This is a genomic window from Lunatimonas salinarum (assembly GCF_017811155.1).
GTDB classification, from domain to species: Bacteria; Bacteroidota; Bacteroidia; order Cytophagales; family Cyclobacteriaceae; genus Lunatimonas; species Lunatimonas salinarum.
In genome coordinates, this window is sequence record NZ_JACVCV010000003.1 from 259,256 (window position 1) to 276,041 (window position 16,786).

Sequence of the window (16,786 nt, forward strand, 5' to 3'; positions counted from 1 at the left end):
CTAATTTTGCACCAATTTAGCCAGAAGTAAATTCTACTCAAAACCTTATTTTAGCATGCCTAAAGACAGCAGCATCAAACATGTACTGATTATCGGAAGTGGCCCCATCATTATCGGACAAGCCTGCGAATTTGACTATTCAGGTTCCCAGGCCGCCAGGTCGCTGAGAGAAGAGGGAATTATTGTTACCCTCATCAACTCCAACCCGGCAACGATCATGACCGATCCGGTGACAGCGGACAATGTTTATCTCCTTCCTTTGGAAAAAAAATCGATCATCAAGATCCTAAAAGACCACCCGGATATTGATTGTGTACTCCCCACGATGGGAGGTCAGACAGCCTTAAACCTGGCTATTGATTGCGACAAGGCTGAGATCTGGAGCAAGTTCAACGTGCGGATGATCGGAGTGGATATCGATGCGATAGAAACGGCCGAAAACAGGGAAAAATTCAAGGCCTTAATGGAAAAACTAAAGGTGGACGTATGCGTGGGAAGGACGGCCACTTCCTTTTTGCAAGGCAAGGAAATTGCTCAGGAGATCGGATTCCCCTTGGTGATAAGACCTTCCTACACCTTGGGAGGTACCGGCGGTGGTTTTGTAAACAGTGCCGAAAACTTCGAAAAAGCCCTGATGGCAGGCCTACAGGCTTCACCTACGCATGAAGTACTGATTGAACAGAGTATCTTGGGTTGGAAGGAGTACGAATTGGAAGTACTTCGAGACTCGATTGGAAATATGGTCGTTATCTGTTCGATCGAGAACTTTGACCCCATGGGGGTACATACCGGAGACTCCATCACTGTGGCTCCTGCAATGACACTTCCCGACCCGGTTTATCAGCGCATGCGTACACTAGCCATCAAAATGATGAATGGTATCGGCAATTTTGCGGGCGGATGCAACGTTCAGTTTGCCGTCAGCCCTGACAACGAAACCATCATCGGTGTAGAAATCAACCCGCGGGTATCCCGCTCTTCCGCATTGGCTTCCAAAGCCACCGGATATCCCATCGCTAAGGTTGCCGCCAAATTGGCCATAGGGTACAACTTGGATGAGCTGAAAAACTCCATCACGGGCAGCACTTCCGCTTTCTTTGAGCCAGCTATTGACTACGTGATTGTTAAAATACCACGATGGAACTTCGATAAGTTCAAAGGATCAGACCGACGATTGGGACTTTCCATGAAAGCCGTAGGCGAAGTAATGGGTATTGGACGTAATTTTCAGGAGGCTCTCCAAAAGGCCTGTCAGTCATTGGAAATCAAACGCAGCGGATTAGGAGCGGATGGCAAGGAAGTTAGAAATCAAGATGAAATACTCTATAGTCTAGCCAATCCTAGTTGGAATAGACTATTCCACGTATACGATGCCTTTAAGCTGGGCATCTCCTTCCGCACCATTCAGGATCTCACTAAAATAGATAAGTGGTTCCTCAAGCAAATCGAAGAACTGGTTCATTTGGACAGTAAAATTGCCGAGCACACCTTGGAGTCCATTCCTGTGGACCTCATGAAACTCGCCAAACACAAAGGCTATGCCGACCGGCAAATTGCCCACTTGCTCGGATGCCTAGAAAGTGAAGTCTTCTACAAACGAAGGGACGAAATGGGCATCAAACGAATATATAAACTCGTTGACACCTGCGCTGCTGAATTTGAAGCACAAACACCTTATTATTATTCCAGTTTCGGAGAAGAAAACGAATCCAGCGCCTCCGATCGACAGAAGGTCGTGGTTCTTGGATCGGGTCCAAACCGCGTGGGTCAAGGCATCGAGTTTGACTATTCCTGTGTGCACGGTGTGCTAGCCGCAAAAGAAGCCGGCTTTGAAACCATCATGATTAATTGTAACCCTGAGACGGTTTCCACTGATTTTGATATTGCCGATAAGCTATATTTCGAGCCGGTATTTTGGGAGCATATTTACGAAATCATTCTACATGAGAACCCCATAGGCGTCATCGTTCAGCTGGGCGGTCAAACTGCGCTAAAGCTCGCCGAAAAGCTGGATAAATACGGCATCCCCATCATCGGCACCAGCTTTGAAGCCTTGGATCTGGCCGAAGACCGGGGTAGATTTTCAAGCCTTTTGAAAGAAAATGATGTGCCTTACCCTGAGTTTGGCACCATTCACAATACAGATGAAGCATTGGAACTCTGCAAGCGAATAGGGTTTCCACTGCTGGTAAGGCCGTCCTATGTGCTGGGTGGACAAGGTATGAAAATCGTGATCAATGAAAAGGAACTCGAAGAGCATGTGGTAAACGTGCTGCGGGATATCCCTAACAACGAGATCCTGCTGGACCACTTCTTGGAAGGAGCTATAGAAGCGGAAGCAGATGCCATCTGCGACGGAGAAAACGTCTACATCATCGGCATTATGCAGCATATAGAGCCCGCGGGTATACACTCTGGAGACTCTTATGCCGTACTTCCGCCTTACAACCTAGGCGATTATGTGATGCGACAAATCGAAACCTATACAGAACGCATTGCGCTAGCACTTAAAACCAAAGGGTTGATCAACATTCAATTTGCGATCAAAAACGACATCGTGTACGTAATCGAGGCCAATCCACGGGCGTCACGTACCGTTCCCTTTATCTGCAAAGCTTATGGAGAACCTTATGTTAATTATGCGACCAAGGTGATGTTGGGAATCAACAAGGTGACCGACTTCACGTTTAACCCAACTAAAAAAGGCTATGCGATCAAGGAACCTGTATTTTCATTCCATAAATTCCCCAATGTAAACAAAGAATTGGGACCTGAAATGAAATCGACCGGTGAAGCAATATACTTTATCGATGACCTGATGGACGACTTCTTCTTGAAAATCTACTCAGAAAGAAACATCTATTTGAGCAAATAGAAAAATGCTTGGAGGGCAGGAAGTTTTTAGCCTCCTGCCCTTTTTCTTCCCTCAAAAACCCGCGGAAGGGAAACGTTTTTGGCGCTTTCCCGTGTTAAGTATCGTATAAAGCCTTTAAATTGGCTATCTTGCCACTAAACTGCTTTGAAAGTGGGTTTGGTGATGTTTAGTAGCATTACGAAAGCCAGCCCTTACGGATTAAAAACATACGCATGATTCTTAAACTCATCATATTCTTCATAGCCATCGGTTGGGTGCTCTCCAGTTTGGTGAAGTATTTTCTGAGAAGCAAGCTAAAGCAATTTGTAGATCAGGTAAACGAATCGCAGCGGGCAGAATACCGGCAGCAAACCAGACCTAAAGATGGAAATGTAAACGTGGATTACATCCCAAAAGACAAACGGGGCTCCCGAGGAAATTCGCGAAGCGGAGAATACATTGATTACGAAGAGGTTAAAGATTAACTCAACCACTTGATCCTTCTGATTTTTTAACTACATTTACCCCTGAATGAGACGGGGCACCTCTATATTGCTGCTGATATGTTTTTTTTTGTACCACTTTGGGTATTACATGTTTTATGTTGCCTACCAGTACCACTTGGAAGCAGTATGGATTGAAAAGATCCACTTGGAAGATCCCGATACCCAACTGATGTTGGAAATCCCCATGCGGATTCCCTATATGATCGATAACGAAGATTTTCACCAAACCAATATCCCTTTCCTTTTAGAAGGGGTTGCATACCGCGGTATCAAAAAACGATTTGTAAACGATGCTTTTCAGCTCGTCTACGTACCTGATCACGCACAAATAAAGCTAGACCTAACTTTGCGAAGTTGGGTGGTGTCACTAATCCCAGAGGGAACCCAAGACCCCGGCAAAGAGGTGATCATTACCTCCAGCATCATTAAGGATTACTTACCTCCGCACCCTCCCATGTCGTTTAAGCACTTAACTGAAACCTCTCCAGAGGTCTCTTCGTATTTTTTAACTTGCCTTAAACGTATCCATTTAGACGTAATATCACCTCCCCCAAAGGCATAAAATCAAGATAACTTCCATTCCCTTGTGGGAAAACGTTATTGAAGGCTGTGGGAAATTCCACGAGCCTGTTTAGGCATTGCACTAAACTGAGGTAGGCACCCAAAATGCGTATCCGATGTACTCCTGCCTCCATTTGTGGCAACATGCTATCATTTTATCTCTTTACATCTGACCAAATTAATTATGAAACCATATTCTTACTTACTCGTGCTCATAGCGAGCACTTGCTTGCATGCTTTTGAGCTGTCTGCTCAGGGCTGCGTCGCCATCCGGCAATTTTCGGGCGTTGGCAATTCCCTTAATCAGGGAGAGATCCTGCAAAAGGGAGACTTTAACGTGGGGTTGAACTACCGCTATTTCAAGTCATTTAGGCACTTTCGGGGCACTCATGAAGAGCCTGACCGCCTTGCAAATAACACCGAAGTGATCAATTGGTCCCATTCTGTAGATGTCAATTTAAGTTATGCTCTCACCGATCGCCTCTTCCTTGCGGGTTCCTTGCCATTTGTATATAACGAACGTAGTTCGCTCTACGAACATGGTCGTAACTCCAGGCACCCAAGCTATTCCGGAGGGATTGCCGATGCGCGGGTGGGCGTTGGCTATTGGCTATTCGAAAGCGATAAAGCTAAAAATGGAAATATGGCCTTGGGCGCAAGTATAAAACTCCCCACGGGAAATTACCGTGCAAGCAGTACCTTTTACCATGTAGGGCCAGAAGGGGAGCCGGAAATACGACCGGTAGACCAATCTATTCAACCTGGTGACGGAGGTGTTGGGTTGATTTTGGACACACAGGGCCTTCGATTTCTAAAGAATGGATTTATCATATACTACGACGGGTTTTACCTCATTAATCCAAGGGAAACAAACGGCACCCGAACCTTCAGAGAGACCCTCAACCCCATCCTAGCCAATGAAGCGATTATGGCCGTTCCTGACCAGTATGCCTTCCGTGCAGGAATGTTCAAATCAGTCATCGCCCATACCCTTGGGATTTCCCTTGGGGGGAGAGTTGAGGGCGTGCCGGTAAGAGACCTCATTGGTGGAAACGAAGGTTTTAGACGTCCGGGATATGTGGTATCTGTAGAGCCAGGAGTCAGCTATATGGTTAAAGATCTTACCCTAAGTCTCAATATTCCTGTGGCGATCATCAGAAACAGAACCCGTAGCGTGACAGATATAGCAGCCTCTACCCCTAACAATATCCGACATGGAGATGCGGCTTTCGCAGATTACCTAGTTAATCTCGGTATTGCCTGGCGAATCAGCAAAAAACATCCCAACTTATTTGATATCAAGTAAAAAACACCCCTTCACCGGCTTCCAAAATAAGGAAGTCGGTGAATTTACCGTCCACCATTTGCTCGGATATCGTCCCGGCATTTTTGATCCAGCTGGGGTATAGAGGTCTCCATCATCCCAAACACACGGTTGGTCTCCACAGCCCAATACATCAAGCAGGAAGAATTGTCGCAATGGGCTTCATTCTCTTCGTCTTCGTGATCTTCTACCATGTCCGTACCGTTATTAACCAACCCCATCAAATGTCCCAACTCGTGTAGCACCACGGTAGTTTCCAACATCTCCCGGCCCGGGCGCCTGAGGATTCCTGAATTTTCGGCGATCCTACGCCCGAAAAGTACCATACTGGAACTTTGATAGGCTGCTCCAAGTGCAAACGTTTCCTCCTCATCCCTCGAAAAGTATCCGTCTACCACTAGGAGAAATACCGTCATAATATTTCGCTCATTATACCGCTGTCGATGTTCCTTCTCCAAATCCAAAAGCTCTTGCACGGTGTAACTTTGCTGCCCACCTGCGGGTATCTCACGCTCCCTAAAAATCACCCCATCCGGCTTGTGCGTGTAGTCTTCCAAAAAAGAGACCATTTCGGTCATCATCTGATTGGTTGGACGAAACCCTCGCATATACACCACCTCGACTTCAAGGCGGGTAAATCTATCGGCGGAAAGAAGCTGATTCGCCAATTGCCCCACGCCAGTCCTGGCCGCAGGTTCTCCAACAAACGGATCCTCGACCACCCTATCTCGATCTACGAAACAGGAAAAACTCAGCATGGCCAATCCAAACGTTAAGACTAAACCCTGTAATCCTTTGCGCATATTTTATGATTAATTGTTTTTAATGATTCCATAACGAACTATTTCGCTAAAATGATCAACTCCCATAAAAAAAAGCCGCCTTGATTAACTTAAAGGAAACGGAAATTGATTCAAATTCAGTAATTTTCGTTATCCAAATGATATGGATTAAGTTGAAAACTACATTTATATCCGTACGGACGGAGTTAGTATGTGTTTTCCGAAATCCAAGGTCTAGAATCAAAAAAACATACAAATGAGAAAAACAATGATTATGGTGCTTTTAATGGGCTTGGGGACGATGCAAGCACATGCACAGATTTTCTCCATCGGTCCAAAATTTGGCATCTCACAGGGAGATATCCGGGTTACCAATGGGTTTCAAGGAGACCAATCCAAAATTGGATACCACCTGGGCGCATTTGCCCGGATCAATTTGCCGTTGCTATTCTTTCAACCCGAACTGCTGTATACCAATACAGGAGGGGCCTTTCGAGACAACACTTTTCAGTATGACGTCACGTTCAACCGATTAGATATCCCCATGATGGTCGGCATAAAAGCAGGCTCTCTTTTTCGCCTACAGGCGGGCCCCATTGCCACCTACTTATTGGACAGCAAAATCACGAGTAACGACACCCAGCGGTCATCGATGATCCCTCCAAAGGAAGACTTCACCTTTGGGCTTCAAGCAGGCATTGGGATTGATATAGGAACGCTGATTGTAGACCTAAAATATGAAGGAGGCCTAACCAATGCAATCTCCAGCCACACCCAGGTTGCTACTGACCAACGGCAAAACCAAGTGATCCTGTCTATGGGATTCAGATTATTCTAAACCGACTACGTCATCTACTTAAGCATGCGGGGGATTAATTAGCTCGACATCATTGGCAAATGGCTCACGCAATCTAGAACACTAACTTGAAAATCAACTATCCACCTGCATCTTATCCCTTAACCATTTCCTTGGGCGTCAATTCCTTAGTCAGACTTTTTCTGGCGAGGAAAATCAAGGCAAAGGACAAGGCAAACAAGACCGTCGCAATAACCGATAGCGTGTAGGACTGCTGCTTAAAGTTGTTCCAAGCAAACAAGCCCAGTGAACTCAAGGTAACCGTAAACATGAAAAACATAGGGATGGTCACAAAGGTAGGATTTACCTTTTTGCGAATCAGCCAAACCGAGATGGTTAGCAAAGCAAGCGCCGCCAATAGCTGATTAGCCGAACCGAAAATGGGCCAAAGTGTGGAAAACCCTCCACTCTGCAAGAGCAAGACGGAAAGAATCACCACTACCGTAGTAGAAAGGTACCGATTCTGCGAAATCTTCCTTCCAACCGGATGGGATACGTCCTCGAAGTATTCCTGAAGCGTAAATCGCGCCAGACGTGTGCACGTGTCTAACGTGGTCAATGCAAATGCCGAAACCGTCAAAGCGACAAAACCCACAGCAAATGCTTCGTTTACTCCCATTGCTGAGATAATAGCCCCCAACCCGTCTGCAAACAAAGGGACGGGGCCTTGGGCCGCTAACCGCTCAATATAATCCGACCGGGTCAGCACCACAACCGCACCTACTGATATAATCGCCAGAAACGATTCAATCAACATTCCTCCATAGCCTACTACCTTTACGTCCTCTTCCCTGTCGATCTGCTTGGAGGTGGTACCCGAAGCTACTAGGGAATGAAAGCCTGAAATGGCTCCACAGGCAATAGTGACAAAGAGGACGGGGAAGATATAGCCTAGATTTTCGCTGGAAACATGGACCTCTGTATCCATGACTATCGTGGGATTAGCCACAAATACCCCCACTACAGCAGCTAGAATCAGTCCATAAAGCAAAAAGCTATTCAAGTAATCTCTTGGCTGCAACAACATCGAAACCGGCGCTACAGAGGCGATAAAGGCATAGGCCAAAAGCACATAAATCCACATTTGGTACTCCAATACAAAGGGAATCTGCATACCCAAATACACGAAAAAATACATGATCACCACACCGACCACGGTGGCGATTAGGAAAGCAGACTTTTTGTGGGCTGTAAATTTATTGACCCAGCCAAAGGTAACCGCAAGCAAGATAAACAGGATCGATGCCGAGGCTACTCCGGGGTTGCTGATAAAGGTTTTGGCGATAATATCTGCAAAAACAGCTATGATCAGAATGAGCGTCGAAAAACTAAACAGGATGAACAATTGCTTCCCCCTTCTACCAATATTATTCTGGATGATCACACCAATAGATTTGCCGTCATTTCGCAGGGAAGCCACCATACTGCCTAAATCGTGCACCGCACCAAAAAATATCCCCCCAATCAAAATCCAAATCACGGCTGGAACCCAGCCAAATGTAACGGCAATAATTGGCCCTACTATGGGACCTGCCCCGGCTATGGAAGCAAAATGATGCCCTAAAACAACGATGGGCTTACTGGGAACATAGTCTACCCCATCGCTAAAACGGTGGGACGGGGTGATATTTTTGTTGTTAATTTTAAACTTCTGAAAGACATATTTCCCGTAGGTGAAATACGCACCCGTTAAAATTACAGCCGAAATAATGAAAAGATAGGTTAATTGCATGGTTTTTGGTTGTTGTAAGAGCAGCTTGAACCGGAAGACCTGTTCAAATGGAATTTGGTAATAAATATAGGCAGAAAAACGATTTCAAGACCCTGCCTATACGTATTATTTCCATCCAGTTACAAGATTCAAAAGCCAACTCCTTATGACACATGAAAAATTACTGTTTGTTTCGATCATTATCCTATCGCTTATCATTAGCCATCTCCTTCTGTATTTCACTTTTAAAAGGCTTGCGGCAATTATCTATAAACCCCAAACATCCAAAGGCGAAAATGCGCTGAAAAAACTTTCCCGATCATTGAAATGGGGGCTTTTCTTCGTCATTTTTCCAATTGCAGAACCCTATTTTTCACCTGATGGGATGGAATTGATACGCAGCCATCCGGTATTTGCCGTCCTCTTTGCTATAAATCTGACGTGGATAATTATTGAAATCTCCAACGTAGTCAGGTACCACATCTTGGATAAGTTTACCTTCGAAAAGTCGGATAATTTACGCGAGCGTCGGATGGTCACCCAAATTGATTTTATCCGCAAGGTCTTCGTCATTGTGGTCGTTGTGATTGCGTCCGCGAGTATTCTGATGCAGTTTGAGTCCGCTCGGAATATTGGCGCAGGCCTACTTACCTCAGCGGGGATCGCCGGTATAATCATCGGTTTTGCTGCGCAAAAATCGATAGCCAACCTACTTGCGGGCTTTCAAATAGCATTTACCCAACCGATCCGGCTGGATGATGTGGTGGTGCTAGAGGGAGAGTGGGGTAAAATCGAGGAAATCAACCTGACGTATGTGGTTGTGCGCATTTGGGATCAACGCAGACTGGTGCTGCCAATAACCTACTTTCTGGAAAAGCCCTTTCAAAATTGGACCCGTACTACCGCAGATATCTGGGGAACTGTATTTTTGTACGTAGACCACAGCTTGCCAATTGCACCGCTCAAAGTACAGTTGAAAAAACTCTTGGAGGCTACACCGCTGTGGGATGGGAAAGTTCAGGTACTCCAAGTCACAGACATCAGGGAGCGGACGGTAGAACTGCGGTGCCTGATGAGTGCGGCAGACAGCCCTACCGCCTTTGACCTTCGGTGCTACGTGCGGGAAAACATGCTTGACTATATTCAAAAAAACTACCCGGAATCTCTTCCGAAAACCCGCATTGTGATGGAGAAGGACACCTTCGAAAAGTCCCACTTCAATCAGCCCTGAAATCGTGTTTGTGGATTAGAATTTTATTTAATCGATATTACCCATAAATTTGTAAGCCGAATCGTTGGTTTCGGCCTAAAAACATCTTAAACATGGCTTGGTTTAAAAGAAAAGACGCTGGCATAAAAACCTCCACAGAGGAAAAGAAGGACACCCCTGACGGGCTTTGGTATAAAACCCCAAAGGGAAATATCATCCATACCCGCGAACTCAAAAATAATTCCTATGTCTGTCCTGACGACGAATACCACGTAAAAATCGGATCTAAAGAATACTTTGAAATACTTTTTGACGAAAACAAATTTACGGAGTTGGATGCCAAGATGACTTCAGGCGACCCGCTAAAATTTGTGGACAGCAAGCCCTACACTGCCCGCATCAAGGATACCATTACAAAAACCGAATTAAACGATGCCGCGCGAACAGGTATAGGAAAGGTCAACGGCATAGATATCGTCATTACCTGTATGGATTTTAATTTCATAGGTGGGTCCATGGGGTCAGTAGTAGGAGAGAAAATATCCCGGGCAATCGACTATTCCCTGAAACACAAGATTCCTTTTTTGATGATTTCAAAGTCTGGTGGCGCCCGAATGATGGAAGCCGGATTCAGCCTTATGCAGATGGCAAAGACCTCTGCAAAACTGGCCTTGCTGGACGAGGCTGGAATCCCCTATATTTCGCTACTCACTGACCCTACCACAGGTGGCGTCACGGCTTCCTATGCCATGTTGGGTGATTTTAACATCGCCGAACCAGGCGCTCTAATCGGATTTGCCGGCCCCAGGGTGATACGAGAAACCATCGGAAAAGACCTCCCAAAAGGGTTTCAAAGCGCTGAATTTGTGTTGGAACATGGTTTTTTGGATTTCATCATCGACCGACGGCAGTTGAAAAACAGAATAAGTACATTGCTAAACCTATTGAAAAATTAGCAGTTAACAGTAAGTAGGCAATAGCTCCTAAAATTTAGAATTTATTCACTGGTTTAAGCGATTATTGAATATATTTGCAATCATTTAAACCGGATTTGTCGTACTGATAAAGAAAAAACATCGTTAAATGGGTTCAGTAATCATTACCTCGATCGTAGCATTTACGTTGATCATTTTGCTACTTGTATTTATTCTTCTATTTGCCCAATCCAAGCTGGTTGCCTCCGGGGATGTAAAAATCATCATCAATGGCGACGAAAAAAATCCCATTATCACCTCAGCAGGATCTACCCTGCTAAATACCCTTGGGAACAAAAAAATCTTCCTTCCTTCTGCCTGTGGAGGAGGAGGTACCTGCGCCATGTGCAAATGCACGGTTGAAGACGGCGGGGGTGAAGTTTTGCCAACGGAAGTGGGGCATCTTAGCCGAGCAGAACAGCAAGGCAAAGTGCGGCTTTCTTGCCAAGTAAAGGTGAAAAATGACATGCGAATCCGGATTCCGGAGGAAATATTCGGTATTAAAAAATGGGAATGCGAGGTTATTTCCAACTATAACGTATCTACCTTCATTAAAGAGTTTAAGGTAAAGTTACCCGAAGGTGAAATACTGGATTTTGAACCAGGAGGATATATTCAAATTGATGTTCCTGCTATCACGGTAAACTACAAAGACATAGACATCACTCCACATCCTGAACTTGGTCACCCCCAAGACGTTTACAAAAGCGATTGGGATAAATTTGGGCTTTGGGATTTGGTGATGAAAAATGACGAACCGCTCTTCCGAGCGTATTCTATGGCTAACCACCCAGCTGAAGGAAACATCGTTATGCTGACCATCCGAGTAGCTACACCGCCATGGGATCGAGCCAACAACCGTTGGATGGATGTGAATCCGGGTGTATGTTCTTCGTATGTTTTCGGAAGAAAACCTGGCGACAAAGTAACCATTTCAGGACCATATGGTGAATTCCATATCAACCCTACGCAGCGGGAAATGATTTACATCGGTGGGGGTGCCGGAATGGCCCCTCTTAGGTCCCACCTGTTCCACCTATTTCACACTGAAAAATCTGATAGAAAGGTTTCCTACTGGTATGGAGGCCGATCCAAAAAAGAACTTTTCTACACAGAGCATTTCCGCGAAATCGAAAAGGATTTCCCTAACTTTAACTTCCATATAGGCTTATCCGAGCCACTTCCTGAAGACAACTGGAAGGTAAAAAAATCCTTGGATGACCGGGAAGCAGATGGCTACGTTGGATTTATTCACCAAGTACTTTATGACAATTACCTGAAATACAAAGACGAGCCTGATGAGATTGAGTTTTATCTCTGTGGCCCTCCTTTGATGAATGCTGCGGTGTTGAAAATGCTTGACGATCTCGGCGTTCCAAATGAAAATATTCGCTTCGATGATTTCGGAGGATAAATCAAAAAGTCCCGCATGGTGCGGGACTTTTTTGATTTATATCGCTTGAATTTCTTTATTTTTGGTCAATCAAACGGCGAGTACGCAACATCAGATGGACTTACAGATATTTTTCGAACCTTTACCGGAACACCTTTATCACAAGACAAAATCCCATAATTCATTTTTTTCCGGCATCCACTACCATGGGGAGCGATTCCCTGATCTGCAAGGTATTCAGCTTGCGATTATCGGCCTAGAGGATTACCGTGGAGCAGCCGACATACCAAACGGCCCCGAATCAGCCCACGCCATAAGGGAAAAACTCTTTCTACTGAAAAAAGGACAAGAACTCTATAAAATCGCAGATTTAGGCACCTTAAAATCCGGTGAGACTATTAAGGAAACCTACCAACTGATGCGCTCCATCGGAGAGTTTCTGATTAACCAAGAAATTTTACCGGTATTTATAGGAGGCTCCCATGACCTAGATGTAGGGCAGTTTTTAGCCTTTGAAAAGATGCGAAAAATGGTGAGCGTTTTAACGGTAGACTCCAAGATGGATATGGAGGATGAAGGCAGACCTGACCAGACCCATTCAAGCCAACTAATCCTTCATCAACCAAATTTCCTCTTCAACTATTGTCACTTAGCTTATCAAAGCTTTCTGACTGACAGCGACCTGGTAGCCACCTTGGAAAAACTCTACTTTGACCATGTACGGCTCGGCAAGCTAAGGGATAACTTCAAGGAGGTGGAACCACTTATCCGAAACGCAGATATGCTCAGTTTCGATCTCTGTGCCATCAAATCAACCGATGCGCCCGGAACCATCGACTGCCAACCTTTTGGTATGACATCCGAGGAAGCGTGCCAGGTAAGTTGGTTTGCAGGTACCAACGAAAAGCTGAGCTCCATAGGCTTCTATGGATACCACGAAAGCCTCGATGACTCCCGTCATACTACCGCATCCGTCGTTGCGACGATGATTTGGTACTTCATCGAAGGCTTCTATCATCGAAAAGATAGCCTGTCCTTCAAAAGCAGTGACTACACCAAGTATACAGTATCGCTAGATTCTACCCCATCTGTACTGCATTTTTATAAAAGTAACCTTAGCGGCAAGTGGTGGATGGAAGTCCCAGTCTCCGATACGGGAAAATTCGGGGGACATACAATCATCCCCTGCAGCTACGAAGATTATCAGACAGCCCAACGCGGTGAAATCCCAGAACGTTGGGTGAACGCCCAATTGAAATTGCCATAATTAGAAAAAATTAAAAAACTGAAAGAACTTTTTATAAATTATTTATATTTGAAAGAGCAAGCGCTCATGAGAACCCTCACGAAAAACCAACTTGCCTTATACAACGGACAAGATAAGCCAGAAATATATGTCGCCTACCAAGGATTGGTATATGACCTGAGTAGGTCTAGGCTTTGGAGAAATGGCAAACACTATGAACACTGGGCGGGTCAGGATCTCACAGAGGAATTAAAGGATGCTCCGCATAGCGCAAATGTATTTGATAAATTTGAACCAATCGCATACCTGAAATAAACATGATTCTGATAGCTGACAGTGGCTCCAGTAAGACAGACTGGAGGGTAATACGCAAAGACGGAAAAATCGAGCAGTTTCGTACGGTTGGATTCAATCCTTATTACCAAAAAGCAGAAGACATGCTTCGGGATTTGCAGACAGAGCGCATTCAGTCACTGAAAGGAAGTATAGAACAGGTTTACTTTTATGGAGCGGGATGTACCGGAGAGAAGAATAAACAGACGGTAGCCGGACTGATCAAAAGTGTGCTGGGAAAGGACACCTTGGTATCGGTAGACCATGACTTGACAGCTTCCGCCAAGGCTACCTGTGGACACAAGCCGGGCATCGCCTGTATATTGGGCACAGGATCGAATAGTGGGGATTACGACGGAAAAAATATCGTGGCAAACCGTCCTTCCCCAGGATACCTGTTGGGAGACGAAGGAGGAGGTTCCTACATTGGCCGACATTTTCTGCAGGATTTTATTTACGACGACATGCCGAAGGAAATCCGGGAAATGGTACTGGAGGAATATCAGCTGACTAATTTGGAGATCCAAGAAAACGTATACCAGAAACCATTTCCCAACCGATACATGGCGGGGTTTTGCCGGTTCATTCACGATCAGAAAAACCATCCCTATTGTTTTCAGCTGTTTTACAACGGTTTCACCGACTTCTTTAAGAGGCATGTCATGCGGTATACCAATTACCAAGAAAAACCCGTGAACTTTGTAGGTTCCATTGCATTTCATAACGGAGAAGTAGTGCGTAAAGTAGGTGCCGATCTCGGTATCCATATAGATATCATTCTGGAAGCACCAATAGCAGGACTCACCCTCTATCACCAAAATAAAATATGAGTACAACTACGGAAAGCAGTTCATACTACGAAAATTTAGAGCAGATGTCCGTTTCGGAGCTGCTTTCAAATATGAACAAAGAGGATCAGACCGTTCCTTTGGCGGTCGCCAAATCCCTTCCCCAAATCGAAAAGCTGGTAGAAGCCATTATCCCAAGGATGCAGCTCGGAGGTCGATTGTTTTACATCGGTGCAGGAACTAGTGGGAGATTGGGGATTTTGGATGCCTCTGAGTGCCCTCCTACCTACGGGGTGCCCCATGATTGGGTAATCGGGATAATCGCTGGCGGAGATGCTGCCATTCGCAAGGCGGTCGAGAATGCGGAAGATGATCCGGCACAGGCCTGGAAGGATATCCAAAAATTCGGATTCAACGAAAACGATTCCGTGATTGGAATAGCAGCATCAGGCACTACACCCTACGTGATAGGCGGACTAAAGGCCGCTAACGAGGCAGGATTACTCACCGGATGCATCACCTGCAATACGGGCAGCCCGCTCGCTGCTACCGCACAGCTGCCCGTAGAGGTGGTCGTAGGTCCAGAATTTGTGACCGGCAGTACGCGGATGAAATCCGGAACCGCCCAGAAACTAGTACTCAATATGATTTCTACCAGCGTAATGATCAAATTGGGACGGGTAAAGGGCAACAAGATGGTGGACATGCAGCTTTCCAACGAAAAGCTGGTAAAAAGAGGAACACGAATGATCATGGATGCTACCGGCCTTTCTGAAGAACAAGCCAAACATATGCTTCTCCAACATGGGTCTGTCAGGGCGGCAGTCGCCGCACATGAACAGGGCAAAGCATAGCTAACACTACCGCTTCTCTACCGAAGCATGCCCCGAAATCAGGAAATGCCTACCGGTACCAACTTCCTCACACAGGACTCGGGTTCTTCGGCTTTCCAGCTTTTCGAACAAGCGCTCTTTGAATAGAAACCGCTGTCCTAGTACCAGGTCACTCAATAGCATTTCGGATTCACCCCTTTCACCGGAATCGTATTTCATAAGCTCCTTCATCAAAAAAAGGTCTGCTCCGGCACTGGCTTTGGGATTCGACATATGCCTGCGTAGCGGAACAAGGACATCCATCGGAAAAACCTCCCTTACCAGCATAGGCTCCATCAGGCGCTGAAACTCCCTTTTCCATTCGATACCATGTGGCATTCGCGTGCTGCCGTACTTAGCATAAACCCGATGATGCGCCACTTCATGGATATAGGTAATCAGAAATTGATAGGGGTTCAAATCGTGATTGACGGTTATTTTCTGCACGGACCTATTCCTTCGGTAAGTGAAATCCCCCAGTTTGGAGGTACGCGACTTAGATACGACAAAATGAAAAGGGTTTTCCCTCCATAGCTCATAACAATAAGCTATAGACTGTTCAGGCACTCTGCCTGACAGAAACGACGTCCATTCTTCCTGTTTAATCAAGGCCTCCAGGCAGTTATTTAAGGCAAATATAGGTAAAAAAGAAAGTTGTAAAAGGCAAGTCTGTAGTATTCAAGTTCCTACCCCCCGGTTCACGACACTAAAACATAACCTTGAAACCAATCCCATTGGAACCTAAGGAAAGGTTTTCTACCATTTTGGGCAGATCTTTGGCGTGGGCATTGTGATATAGAAACTTGATGACATCAAAGGACATCAGAAATGCACCCTGTAGGATAACCGACTTTCCAAAACCCCGTATCCTCGCATCGTCTTTCCGTTTGCCCCTTTCCAGCATATAGAGACCCGTGGCCATGTAGGCTACATCCAGTCCCGCATTGACTAATAGAATTTTCTCGATCTTGTACTGCTGCTGTATCGTTGCCCAAAGCTCCGGATTCGGCAATTCCTTCATCGCGGAGTAGTACCCAAAACCGGCAATCAACAGGTTGACGCCGTTCCAGTAGGCGTTCATTTGATGAAAACCCTGCAATTCCCCGCTGGTTCTTCCAGCCATAAAACCACCCCAAAGCATATTTCCCACGGCCCATGACCCCAATATAAGCATGCCATGCTTATTGTATTGGATGCGTTCTAGATTATATTGCTTCAGCGCGTTCGTTTCATCTTGGGCAAAGGACGGAATATGCCAAAGGAAGAAAAACAACAGAACGGGAAGCGTTTTTTGAAGGACAGTAGGCATACGGCTAAGATTTTTTTGTATCGCTGGGCATTAGCTAGAATATAAACGTTTTTGAACACCTAACTGT

At 45.5% G+C, this 16,786-nt stretch carries 16 protein-coding genes; 12 read left to right on the forward strand and 4 right to left on the reverse strand.

Translation table 11 applies throughout. The annotated features are described in order from the left end of the window. The first annotated feature begins 55 nt into the window (after positions 1-55). From carB to IAQ59_RS04880, 4 genes are all read left to right on the forward strand, one after another. Positions 56-2,875 (forward strand): carbamoyl-phosphate synthase large subunit, encoded by a 2,820-nt coding sequence (gene carB / locus IAQ59_RS04865; RefSeq protein WP_209329660.1) that lies wholly within the window; start codon positions 56-58, stop codon positions 2,873-2,875. Positions 2,876-3,087: 212 nt separating this feature from the next. Further along, entirely contained in the window at positions 3,088-3,339 is a 252-nt protein-coding gene (locus tag IAQ59_RS04870) for a DUF4834 family protein (RefSeq protein ID WP_209329661.1), read from the forward strand. 109 nt (positions 3,340-3,448) lie between these two features. Further along, positions 3,449-3,922, forward strand: a complete 474-nt coding sequence (locus IAQ59_RS04875; RefSeq protein WP_209329662.1) for a hypothetical protein — start codon at positions 3,449-3,451, stop codon at positions 3,920-3,922. A gap of 183 nt (positions 3,923-4,105) precedes the next feature. Continuing rightward, the gene (locus tag IAQ59_RS04880) at positions 4,106-5,227 is read left to right on the forward strand and encodes a hypothetical protein (RefSeq protein WP_209329663.1); all 1,122 of its coding nucleotides are present in this window, start codon (positions 4,106-4,108) and stop codon (positions 5,225-5,227) included. Between the two features lie 44 nt (positions 5,228-5,271). Here IAQ59_RS04880 and IAQ59_RS04885 read toward each other — a convergent pair whose 3' ends face one another. After that, positions 5,272-6,048: a zinc metalloprotease gene (locus IAQ59_RS04885; RefSeq protein WP_209329664.1), complete on the reverse strand. Its 777-nt coding sequence runs from the start codon at positions 6,046-6,048 to the stop codon at positions 5,272-5,274. Positions 6,049-6,283: 235 nt separating this feature from the next. Between IAQ59_RS04885 and IAQ59_RS04890 the strand changes: the two genes are divergently transcribed. Beyond that, positions 6,284-6,865 (forward strand): porin family protein, encoded by a 582-nt coding sequence (locus IAQ59_RS04890; RefSeq protein WP_209329665.1) that lies wholly within the window; start codon positions 6,284-6,286, stop codon positions 6,863-6,865. Between the two features lie 112 nt (positions 6,866-6,977). On the opposite strand, the gene IAQ59_RS04895 is transcribed toward IAQ59_RS04890, so the two are convergent. After that, a complete protein-coding gene (locus IAQ59_RS04895) occupies positions 6,978-8,615 on the reverse strand; it encodes a carbon starvation CstA family protein (RefSeq protein WP_209329666.1) in 1,638 nt (545 codons plus the stop codon). Positions 8,616-8,760: 145 nt separating this feature from the next. On the opposite strand from IAQ59_RS04895, the gene IAQ59_RS04900 reads away from it, so the two are divergent. From IAQ59_RS04900 to murQ, 7 genes are all read left to right on the forward strand, one after another. Beyond that, positions 8,761-9,825: a mechanosensitive ion channel family protein gene (locus tag IAQ59_RS04900; RefSeq protein WP_209329667.1), complete on the forward strand. Its 1,065-nt coding sequence runs from the start codon at positions 8,761-8,763 to the stop codon at positions 9,823-9,825. A gap of 92 nt (positions 9,826-9,917) precedes the next feature. Further along, positions 9,918-10,760 (forward strand): acetyl-CoA carboxylase, carboxyltransferase subunit beta, encoded by an 843-nt coding sequence (accD, locus tag IAQ59_RS04905; protein ID WP_209329668.1) that lies wholly within the window; start codon positions 9,918-9,920, stop codon positions 10,758-10,760. A 127-nt stretch (positions 10,761-10,887) separates the two neighbouring features. Beyond that, entirely contained in the window at positions 10,888-12,192 is a 1,305-nt protein-coding gene (gene nqrF, locus IAQ59_RS04910; RefSeq protein ID WP_209329669.1) for an NADH:ubiquinone reductase (Na(+)-transporting) subunit F, read from the forward strand. A gap of 94 nt (positions 12,193-12,286) precedes the next feature. Beyond that, the gene (locus IAQ59_RS04915; protein WP_209329670.1) at positions 12,287-13,438 is read left to right on the forward strand and encodes a formimidoylglutamase; all 1,152 of its coding nucleotides are present in this window, start codon (positions 12,287-12,289) and stop codon (positions 13,436-13,438) included. A 66-nt stretch (positions 13,439-13,504) separates the two neighbouring features. Then, on the forward strand, positions 13,505-13,732 hold the full coding sequence (locus IAQ59_RS04920) for a cytochrome b5 domain-containing protein (RefSeq protein ID WP_209329798.1): 228 nt from the start codon (positions 13,505-13,507) through the stop codon (positions 13,730-13,732). A gap of 2 nt (positions 13,733-13,734) precedes the next feature. Beyond that, the gene (locus IAQ59_RS04925) at positions 13,735-14,580 is read left to right on the forward strand and encodes an N-acetylglucosamine kinase (RefSeq protein WP_209329671.1); all 846 of its coding nucleotides are present in this window, start codon (positions 13,735-13,737) and stop codon (positions 14,578-14,580) included. Beyond that, positions 14,577-15,392, forward strand: coding sequence for an N-acetylmuramic acid 6-phosphate etherase (gene murQ, locus IAQ59_RS04930; RefSeq protein WP_209329672.1), 816 nt, complete (start codon positions 14,577-14,579; stop codon positions 15,390-15,392). The genes IAQ59_RS04925 and murQ overlap by 4 nt, the downstream gene beginning before the upstream one ends. A 6-nt stretch (positions 15,393-15,398) precedes the next feature. On the opposite strand, the gene IAQ59_RS04935 is transcribed toward murQ, so the two are convergent. Further along, the gene (locus IAQ59_RS04935; RefSeq protein ID WP_209329673.1) at positions 15,399-16,019 is read right to left on the reverse strand and encodes a transcription elongation protein SprT; all 621 of its coding nucleotides are present in this window, start codon (positions 16,017-16,019) and stop codon (positions 15,399-15,401) included. A 97-nt stretch (positions 16,020-16,116) separates the two neighbouring features. Then, entirely contained in the window at positions 16,117-16,719 is a 603-nt protein-coding gene (locus tag IAQ59_RS04940) for a DUF6992 family protein (protein ID WP_209329674.1), read from the reverse strand. Between the last annotated feature and the right edge of the window lie 67 nt (positions 16,720-16,786).